Consider the following 9,387-nt stretch of genomic DNA (forward strand, 5'->3'; position numbering starts at 1 on the left):
ACCTTTGCGAGAATTAGAGCCAAGGATTTTAAGTCTTTGATTAAAAATGGTATTAGTCAGCCCAGGGCTGCCGGCTCATCGCCCGGCCGCAGCCTGCGCCACTCCGCGCCCAGCTGATGCCTGAACCAGGTCGACTGGCGCTTGGCGTACTGCCGGGTCGCGATCTTGGCGCGCTCGATCGCCTCGGGAAAATCCGATTGTCCGGCCATCGCCGCCTGCAGCTCACGCACCCCGATCGCTTTCATCGCCGGCAGGTCCGGGTCGAGGCCGAGCGCCATAAGCTGACGCACTTCGTCAAGCGCGCCCTTGTCGAGCATCTGATCGAAACGCGCCTCTATGCGCCGCACCAGTTGCTCCCGGTCGGGCTCGATGACCAGAAAGCGCGCGCTGTCGCGGTCGATCAGCGGGCGGCCGCGCGTTGCCTGCCATTCCAGGATCGAGCGTCCCGAAGCGTCGAGCACTTCGAGCGCCCGCACGATACGCTGACCGTCGGTCGGCCTGAGTTGCATGGCGACAGCCGAATCCTCATGCATCAGCCGGCGATGCAGCCTTTCGGCCCCTTGTTCCTTGAGCTCATAGCGCCAGCGATCGCGGACGGACGCCGGAATGTCCGGCATATCCGAGATGCCTTCCGCCAGCGCGCGGAAGTAGAGCCCGGTGCCGCCGACGAAAACGACCGGACGGCCCGACAGGGCGCCGTCGTCGATCAGCTTCGTCACGTCGCGCAGCCAGGCGCCGGTGGAATAGGCCGTGGAGGGATGCACATGACCGTAAAGGAAGTGCGGCGCGCGTGTCATTTCGGAGGCGGTCGGCCGCGCCGTCAAGACTTCGAGCACCGAATAGCCTTGCATGGAATCGGTATTGACGATCACGCCTCCCTTGCGCTCGGCAAGATCGAGCGCCAGCGCCGACTTGCCGCTGGCGGTCGGTCCGGCTATCAGGATCGCGTTCTTGACGCGGCCTTCGCCCGCCTGCCTGCTGGAATTCTCGATGCCGCTGATCGCCACGCTAGTGTCCCGTCCAGAAGCCCGCGCCGTGCCGGCCTCGCTTGCGAATATGGCCTTGCGGGCCGCCGGCGCAAGCACCGTTCATTGGCTGGCTGAAGACGTCGCCTGCGATCTCGTTTTGCCACAGACGCCGGATATCGGCGTAATGACCGCCAATCTGCGCGCCGCGCTGGCTTCCGAGCCAGTCGACGTCATCGTCCAGCCCGCCGAAGGCAGGAGGAAGAAAATCCTACTCGCCGATATGGATTCGACGATGATCGACCAGGAATGCATCGACGAATTGGCCGACGAAATCGGCGTCAAGGACCATGTGGCGGCGATCACCGCGCGCTCGATGAATGGCGAGATCGCCTTCGAGCCCGCCTTGCGCGAGCGCGTCGCCTTGCTGAAAGGCCTCGACACCGCAGTGGTCGACCGTATCATCGCCAACCGGCTGACGCTCGCCGGCGGCGGCCGTGCGCTGGTGCAGACGATGCGCGCCAATGGCGCCTGGACGGCACTGGTTTCGGGCGGCTTCGACGTCTTCACCAGCCGCATCGCCGCCATGCTGGGGTTCCAGGAAAACCGGGCCAACCGCCTGATCGAGAAAGACGGCGAATTCACCGGCATGGTGGCCGAGCCGATCCTCGGCCGCGCCGCCAAGGCCGAAGCGCTGCTCGACATCGCGGCGAGACTCGGGCTGACGACCGAGGATGCCATCGCGGTCGGCGACGGCGCCAACGACCTCGACATGATCCGTCTTGCCGGCACCGGGATCGCGCTGCACGCCAAGCCGGCGGTGGCCGAACAGGCGCGGATGCGCATCGATCACGCCGACCTGACCGCGCTGCTCTACCTCCAGGGCTATCGCCGCGAGGAGTTCGTCGAGTGACACCTATTCGAACCGAGCGCCTTATCCTGCGCAACTGGGAGGATCGCGACCGCGCGCTGTTCCACCGCATCAACTCCGACGAACGCGTGATGGAGTTCTTTCCGTTTCGCCGCGACCGCGCTACCGCCGACGCCATGATGGATGAGTTCCGGTCCTGGATCGCCGAGGACGGCTATGGTTTTGCCGCCGCCGAGATGGCGGCCACCGGCGAATGCATCGGCTTCGTCGGCCTCCTCGAAACCGATCATGTGCCCTCCTTGCCGGCCGGCACGATCGAGATCGGCTGGCGGCTGGCGCCCGAATTCTGGGGCAAGGGCTATGTCACCGAGGCGGCGGAGGCCTGGCTCGCCTACGGCTTCGACACGCTGGGCGTCAACGAGATCGTCTCCTTCGCCGTGGCCGACAATCATCGCTCCACCGCCGTCATGAAACGCCTCGGCATGAGCGCCGACCCGGCCAGCGATTTCGACCATCCCGACATTCCGGACAGCCACCCCGCGCTCAAGCGGCACGTGCTCTACAGGCTTTCGGCCAAGGATTGGCGGGCAAGAAAAAAGGCGGCTAATTAGCCGCCTTTTTTTGATTTCGCCGGATCGAAAGCTCAATCCATCCGGATCGTCACGAAGCGCAGTTCGCCGGTCTTCGAAGCCAGCATCAGCAGCGCGTTCTTGCGGCCCTGTTCCTTCAGCGCGCCGATCCGGTCCATCACGTCCTTCGGCGTGCCGACCGATTCCTGCGCGATTTCGGTGATCACCTCGCCGGGCTGGATGCCGCGCTCGGCCGCCGCCGAATTCTTGGCGACATCGGTGACGACCACGCCCGACACGTCGGCGGCGATGCCGAACTTCTGCCGCGTCTGGTCGTTGAGCTCGCCGACCGTCATGCCGAGCACCGAAGCCGTCGACACCGGAGGGGTTGCCTTGTCGCCTTTGTCCTGGTCGGTGCTGCCGTTCTCGCCGCTGGCCAGCTTCTCGCCGTCCTCGAGCCGGCCGAGCGTCACCTTCACGGTCTGCTCGACGCCTTTGCGCACGATGACGACGTCGACCGCCTTGCCGACCGGGCTTTCGGCGACGACGCGCGGCAGGTCGCGCATTTCATGGATATCCTTGCCGTCGAACTTGAGGATGACGTCGCCGGCCTGCACCGATCCGTTGTCGACCGGTCCGCCCTTGATGACGCCGGCCACCAGCGCGCCCTTGGCGGTCGCCATGCCGAGGCTTTCGGCGATGTCGTCCGTCACCGGCTGTATGCGCACGCCAAGCCAGCCGCGCCGCGTCTCGCCATACTGGCGGAGCTGGTCGACGACGCCGGCGGCGAGCTGCGAGGGAATGGAGAACCCGATACCGATCGAGCCGCCCGACGGCGAGATGATCGCCGTGTTCATGCCGATGACCTCACCGTCGGCGTTGAACAGCGGACCGCCGGAATTGCCGCGGTTGATGGCGGCGTCGGTTTGGATGAAATCGTCATAAGGGCCGGAATTGATATCGCGGTTGCGCGCCGAGACGATGCCGACCGTCACCGTGCCGCCGAGGCCGAACGGGTTGCCGATCGCCATCACCCAGTCGCCGACGCGCATCTTGGTGGAATCGCCGAACTTCACCGCCGTCAGCTTGTGGCCCTTGGGTTCGACCTTCAGCACCGCGACATCGGTCTTGGTATCGGTGCCGACCAGCTTCGCCTTCAGCGTGATGCCGTCGGAGAAATTGACCTCGATGTCGTCGGCATCGGCAATGACGTGGTTGTTGGTCACCACGATGCCCTGCTCGGCGTCGATGACGAAACCGGACCCGAGCGACTGGACTTTCTGCGCCGCACCGCCCTTGTCGCCACCGCGGTTCTTGAAGAAATCGTCGAAAAAATCCTGGAACGGCGAGCCCTCGGGCAGTTGAGGCATCGGCACCGCGCCCGGCCCTTCCGTGCCTTTCACCGTCTGCGAGGTCGAGATGTTGACCACCGCGCCGAGCAGGCGCTCGGCGAGATCGGCGACCGAAGGCGGCCCGTCGGAGGCGATCGTCGGCGTGACGAAGGACGGAACGGCAACAATGCCGACCACGAATGCCGTGGCGCCGGCGAAGAACATGCGCCGCGCCGCGCGCAACAGGGTGTCGGATATCATCGTGGCCTCCCGGTGTTCAAGAAAAGGAAAGGCGCGCTACCGCAAAGACGCCTGTCCCGTTCATGTTGGCAAAAAATACGGCACGTTTGCGGCTATAGCTATCGGCGGAGGATAAATCGTCAATCGCCGCGGCACTAGGGTATGATGTCGTGTGAAGCGGTTTTTGGACGACATCATGCCCTATTTCTTTGATTTAGAGACGGATTCAGATTTCGGGTCGATTCGACCTGAATCATCCGGCTCTAAGAAATTTTCATCGGCCGCGAACCAGCCACACAATGGCGACGCCGACGGCGATTGCGGCCAGCCCCCCGATCCGCAGCGCATTCTCGGGCATCGACAGCACTTCCGTCGCCAGTTTCCGGGCCAAGCCCGGAAACCCGCCATAGACCAGGCCCTCTATCACCAGGACCAGGCCGATCGCCGCGACAAAGTCCTGCACCGCCGCTACTGGGCGGTGCTGGGTTGCGCAGCCGGTGCCGGTGCCGCCGGCTGTCCCGTTCCGAGTTGCGATGCCGCCGGCTGCCCGGGCTGAGGCTTGCTCTCCGGATCGCGGAAGTAGCGGAAGAACTCTGACTCGGGCGAGAGCACCATCGTCGTTCCGGCGTTGTCCAGCGCCGTGCCGTAGGCGTTCATCGAGCGATAGAAATCGAAGAAGGCCGGATCGCGCTTATAGGCGTCCGCGAAGGTCGCGCTGCGTTGCGCCTCGCCTTCGCCGCGAAGGATCTCCGATTCTTTCTGCGCCTCGGCGACGATCTCGACGACCTCGCGGTCGGCCCGCGCCCTGATGCGCTGTGCCGCCTCGTTGCCGCGGGCCCTCAGCCGCTCGGCCTCGGCCAGGCGCTCGGCCTTCATGCGGTCGTAGGTCTGTTGCGAGACCTCCGCCGTCAGATCCGTCCGGCGGATGCGCACATCCTCGATGTCGAGACCGAGCGATGTCGCATCGGGGCGAAGCTGATCGCGCACCTCGCGCATCATGACGCCACGCTCCTCGGAGAGCGCGGCCTCGAAGTCGCGCAGACCGTAGACACGGCGCAACGCCGCATCGAGACGCGTCCTCAGCCGGGCTTCGGCCAGTTCCACCTGTCCAGATACCGCCGCGCGGAAGGTGCGCGGATCCGAAATGCGATAGGCGATGAAGGCATCGACCTCGTAGAACTTGCCGCCGGAGACCTGGACGCGGATGTTGTCGAGGTCGAAGCGCATCACGCGCTTCTCGACCATTTGCACGCTGTCGGCATCGAAGAAGGCGAACGGCGCCTTGAAATAGACCCCAGGCTCGCTCTTGACGTCGATGATTTCGCCGAACCTCAGCACGATCGCCTGCTGGCCGGCATTGACCACGAAGATCGAGGAGTAAAGCAAGAACAACAGGACAGCCGCGATGACGGCGACGATGGGAAGACGGTTGGCCATCACTGGTTACCTCCCGTCGTGCCGCCCATGGGGACCGGCGCCGTCTGCGCTTTCGGCTGCAATGCCGGCAGCGGCAAGTAAGGCAGCACGCCCTGACCGTTGCCCTGCTCGACGACGACCTTGTTCGAGTCCTTCAGGATCTTCTCCATGGTTTCGAGATAAAGGCGCTTTCGCGTGACGTCGGGCGCCTTGGCGTATTCGTTGTAGACGGAGATGAAGCGCTGCGCCTCGCCTTCCGCCTCTTGCACGACGCGGTTCTTGTAGGCGGCTGCGTCCTCGCGGACCTGCGCCGCCTGGCCGCGCGCCTGGCCGAGTTTCTGGTTGGAATACTGATTGGCCTGCTCGACGAACTTGTCCTCGTCCTGCTCGGCGCGCTGCACCTCGTCGAACGCATCGGCCACCTCACGCGGCGGCGCCGCGTCCTCGATCGAGACCGCGTTGACCTGAAGGCCCGTCTTGTAGCCATCGAGCGTGCCCTGGATGATCTCGCGCACCCCGGTTGCGATGCCCTGGCGATCGTCGCGGAAGATGTCCTGCGCCGGGCGCCGGCCGACGACTTCGCGCATGGCGCTCTCGGCGACCTGGGTCAGCATGCCGTCGGGATCGGAAACATCGAACAGATAGGCCCTGGGATCGGAGACCTGGTAGGCAACCGAGAACTGCACGTTGACGATGTTCTGATCGCCGGAGAGCATCAGCCCGGAGCCGCTGGTCGCGCCGCCGCCGATGCTGACAAGCTGCTCGGAGATCTTGGCGGTTTCGACCGTTTCGATCGGCCACCAGTGGAAATGCAGGCCCGGCTGCGAAAGCTCGGACTTCGGCTGGCCGAAGCGCAGTTCGACCGCAACCTCGTCGGGCTGCACGGTGTAGATTGCCTTGAAAGCCCACAGCACGACGAGTGCCAGCGCGATCAGCCCGAGCACGGCCGGGCTGGCGCCGCCGCCGCCCGGAAGCGCGCGCCGCAGCCTGTCCTGACCACGACGGATGATGTCCTCGAGATCGGGAGGCGAACCTTGCGGGCCGCTTGGCCCTTTCGGTCCTTGCCCCCAAGGCCCCCCCTGATTGCCGCCGCCGCCCCATGGGCCGCCGCCGCCGCTTTTGTCGTTCCAGGGCATGAATGTCCTTTCGCTCGGTTCCCTCAGGCCTTACGGCGCAATCCTAGCGCATGACTGCGAAAACCCATATCGGTTTTCGGAAAGGAATCATGCGCCAAAATCAAAGTTTTACAGCAGACCTCTTGCGCGTCCGGTTTGGGCGCGCGCCGCTGTAGCATCGTTCTTCTATAGGGACGCCTTGACCCGCTTTCAACGCGATGTGCCATCGCCACCGTGCGATTTGGATCGGTAGCGACCCTTTGTCGTCGTCAATGAGCGTCGCGCCGGCGTTCGTACACCGTATAGCGCGTGGCGTGGCTGTCCTTTTCGCCGGCAGGAAAATCCTCGACGCTAACGACTTGCCAGAGGCTTGGGTCGATCGGCGGGAAATGCGCATCGCCATCGACGCTGGCCAGCACATGCGTGACATGCAGGCGGTCGGCAAGCGGCAGGGCCTGGGCATAGATCTCGCCGCCGCCGACCAGGCAGATCTCGTCCGCGCCCGCCATGCAGCGGCCGCGCACCTTGGCCAGCGCGATCGCCTCGTCCAGGGAATGGGCTACCTCGATGCCCTCGGCGCGCCAGGCCCTGTCGCGCGTCACCACGATGTTGAGCCGGCCGGGCAGCGGCCGGCCGATACCTTCATAGGTCTTGCGGCCCATGATGATCGGCTTGCCCATCGTGTCGGCCTTGAAGCGCTTGAGATCGGTGGAAAGCCGCCACGGCAGGCCGCCTTGGCGTCCGATCACGCCGTTTTCGGCAATGGCGACATAGATCGCGATGTCCATCAGCCGCCGTTCCCGCCCTTGTCCGAAGGCTTGAGCAGCAGGACGTCGATGTCGTGCTCGGGATAAAAATCCTTGGCCGTCAACTCGAACGTCGTCGGGCCGACCTTGCGGACATTGTCGCCGCAGAAGGACACCAGATTGTCGGCGCTGCCCTTGTCGATGGTCAGCTTGAAGTCGCCTATGGTTCCCGCCGCCCAGTTGCCGCCGGTGGTCAGGATATAGGCGATGCGGCTCTCGTAATATTTCGGGTAACCGTCCGCATTCGCCTTGGCCGCCTTGCGCACCGCGTTCTCGAATGTCTGATCCATGCAATAGCGGCTCTTGTAGGTATCGTATTGCGGGTTCTGGAACTGGCCGTCGGAAAAGAAGCTGACCGAGGACGTGCCGCCGACGCTCGGCTTGTAGCGGTGCGAAACGTGGACCTCCTTGTTGGCAGGGAAGGTCGAGCGCCACCAACAGGTCGAGCGCAGCTGCCAGAACGGCGTGTAGGAAGGCGTCGCGCCCTCACCGTTGTCCGCTTCCGGGTCCTCGATGATGATGCCGCGGTTCTCCCAGTCCTCGGCAACTGCCTTCGGCAATTTCGCCAGCGCCGCCTTGGCGGCATCGCCGAACGGGTTGAACGGCACATTCTGCGCTTTCACGTCGGCGCTGATGTCTATACCCAGCGCGAAAACCTTCTGTTCGAGTTGTGGTTTGGCGGCGACGCCGTCAATGGTCACCTCGAAACCGAGGAAATTGTCGCTCTGGTTCTCCGGGATCGCCGGCATTTCTTCGGGATCGCCGGAAATGTCGGGCATCGGGAAGGCAACGAGCGCATCGACATCCTTGTCGGTGTTGTTGCGGAACACATAGTCGACGGTCACCTTCTCCGGCGAAATGAAAAGGTCCTCGCTTTGCATGGCGACGGCGTCGCTGCGCGACAGAATCAGGCCGCCGGTGCCGAGTTCGGCGACGGAATCATTGGCGAAGGCCGGAGCGGCCATGACTGCCAGCGCTGCGGTCAGTACGGTGCGTAACATGGACCCCCCTGTCTGCGGCGATACCGGGACCGGCCGGATGCGCCCTTTCCATCTACCGTTTCAAGACGGCGTTTCAAAGGCCTTCCTCACCGGTTACCGGGACTTCTGGACACCGTGCCGCCGATCGGGCAGGAGATCGCCATGCGCAAGCTTCTCGTCATCGGCATCGGTGCCGGCAATCCCGACCACATGACGGTCCAGGCCATCGACGGCCTGAACCGCGCCGACGTGCTGTTCATTCCCGACAAGGGAGCCAAGAAGAACGATCTCGCCGATCTGCGCCGGCAGATCTGCGACCGTTTCGTGACCAATCCCAAATCGCGCCGGGTCGAGTTCGATGTGCCGGTTCGGGCCGAGCCGACATCGTCCTATCGCGTGACCGTCGACGACTGGCATGAAGCGATCGCCGAAATCTATGAGACCCTGATCCAAGACGAGCTTGCCGAAGATGGCTGCGGCGCCTTCCTGATCTGGGGCGACCCGTCGCTTTATGACAGCGCGCTGCGTATCCTCGAACGCGTTCGCCTCAGAGGCAATGTCGGTTTCGAGCTCGAGGTCATCCCCGGCATCACCGCGATCCAGGCGCTTGCCGCCAGCCACGCGACCGCACTCAACCGCATCGGCGATTCGATCCTGGTGACGACCGGCCGGCGGCTGACCGAGGAAGGCCTGCCTGCCAATGCAGGCTCGTTGGTGGTCATGCTCGACGGCAAATGCGCCTTCAACACGCTGGCCGACAGGGATGTCTTCATCCACTGGGGCGCCTATCTCGGCACGCCGGACGAAATCATCATCTCCGGCCGGTTGGCCGATGTCGGCGCCGAAATCGAAAAAGTCCGCGAGGAAGCCCGGCGAAGGAAGGGCTGGATCATGGACACCTATCTGCTGAGGAAGCCGGAGGAATAGGCAGTAGGGATTGGGCAGTAGGCAATAGGGAACGACAGCACCTACTGCCTACTGCCTACTGCCTACTGCCTACTGCCTACTGCCTACTGCCTACTGCCTACTGCCTACTGCCTACTGCCTACTGCCTACTGCCTACTGCCTACTGCCTACTGCCTACTGCCTACTGC

10 protein-coding genes are annotated in these 9,387 nt (G+C 64.1%); 3 read left to right on the plus strand and 7 right to left on the minus strand.

The features are described from left to right. Window positions 1-56: 56 nt before the first annotated feature. Window positions 57-1,001, minus strand: coding sequence for a tRNA (adenosine(37)-N6)-dimethylallyltransferase MiaA (gene miaA / locus RFM68_RS06235; RefSeq protein ID WP_320231854.1), 945 nt, complete (start codon window positions 999-1,001; stop codon window positions 57-59). Here miaA and serB point away from each other — a divergent pair. After that, window positions 991-1,878: a phosphoserine phosphatase SerB gene (gene serB, locus RFM68_RS06240; RefSeq protein ID WP_320231823.1), complete on the plus strand. Its 888-nt coding sequence runs from the start codon at window positions 991-993 to the stop codon at window positions 1,876-1,878. The genes miaA and serB overlap by 11 nt on opposite strands. Continuing rightward, window positions 1,875-2,447 (plus strand): GNAT family N-acetyltransferase, encoded by a 573-nt coding sequence (locus RFM68_RS06245; RefSeq protein WP_320231824.1) that lies wholly within the window; start codon window positions 1,875-1,877, stop codon window positions 2,445-2,447. Before serB ends, RFM68_RS06245 begins: the two co-directional genes overlap by 4 nt. A 32-nt stretch (window positions 2,448-2,479) precedes the next feature. Here the strand turns inward: RFM68_RS06245 and RFM68_RS06250 are convergent, their stop codons facing one another. The 6 genes from RFM68_RS06250 to RFM68_RS06275 all read right to left on the minus strand — a co-directional run bounded on the left by RFM68_RS06250 (window position 2,480) and on the right by RFM68_RS06275 (window position 8,314). Then, window positions 2,480-3,997: a DegQ family serine endoprotease gene (locus tag RFM68_RS06250; RefSeq protein ID WP_320231825.1), complete on the minus strand. Its 1,518-nt coding sequence runs from the start codon at window positions 3,995-3,997 to the stop codon at window positions 2,480-2,482. 253 nt (window positions 3,998-4,250) lie between these two features. Continuing rightward, window positions 4,251-4,439 carry a DUF2065 domain-containing protein gene (locus RFM68_RS06255; protein WP_320231826.1) on the minus strand — a complete coding sequence of 63 codons (189 nt, stop codon included), beginning with the start codon at window positions 4,437-4,439 and terminating at the stop codon, window positions 4,251-4,253. A gap of 5 nt (window positions 4,440-4,444) precedes the next feature. Then, window positions 4,445-5,413, minus strand: coding sequence for a protease modulator HflC (hflC, locus tag RFM68_RS06260; RefSeq protein ID WP_320231827.1), 969 nt, complete (start codon window positions 5,411-5,413; stop codon window positions 4,445-4,447). Further along, a complete protein-coding gene (gene hflK, locus RFM68_RS06265) occupies window positions 5,413-6,528 on the minus strand; it encodes an FtsH protease activity modulator HflK (protein WP_320231828.1) in 1,116 nt (371 codons plus the stop codon). Before hflK ends, hflC begins: the two co-directional genes overlap by 1 nt. 248 nt (window positions 6,529-6,776) lie before the next feature. Next, window positions 6,777-7,295, minus strand: a complete 519-nt coding sequence (locus tag RFM68_RS06270; protein WP_320231829.1) for a dihydrofolate reductase — start codon at window positions 7,293-7,295, stop codon at window positions 6,777-6,779. Further along, a complete protein-coding gene (locus tag RFM68_RS06275; RefSeq protein WP_320231830.1) occupies window positions 7,295-8,314 on the minus strand; it encodes a DUF4424 domain-containing protein in 1,020 nt (339 codons plus the stop codon). The genes RFM68_RS06270 and RFM68_RS06275 overlap by 1 nt, the downstream gene beginning before the upstream one ends. Window positions 8,315-8,455: 141 nt before the next feature. Here RFM68_RS06275 and cobF point away from each other — a divergent pair, with 141 nt between their 5' ends. After that, the gene (gene cobF, locus RFM68_RS06280) at window positions 8,456-9,220 is read left to right on the plus strand and encodes a precorrin-6A synthase (deacetylating) (protein WP_320231831.1); all 765 of its coding nucleotides are present in this window, start codon (window positions 8,456-8,458) and stop codon (window positions 9,218-9,220) included. Window positions 9,221-9,387: the final 167 nt, after the last annotated feature.

The organism is Mesorhizobium montanum (assembly GCF_033977145.1).
GTDB lineage: Bacteria > Pseudomonadota > Alphaproteobacteria > Rhizobiales > Rhizobiaceae > Mesorhizobium > Mesorhizobium montanum.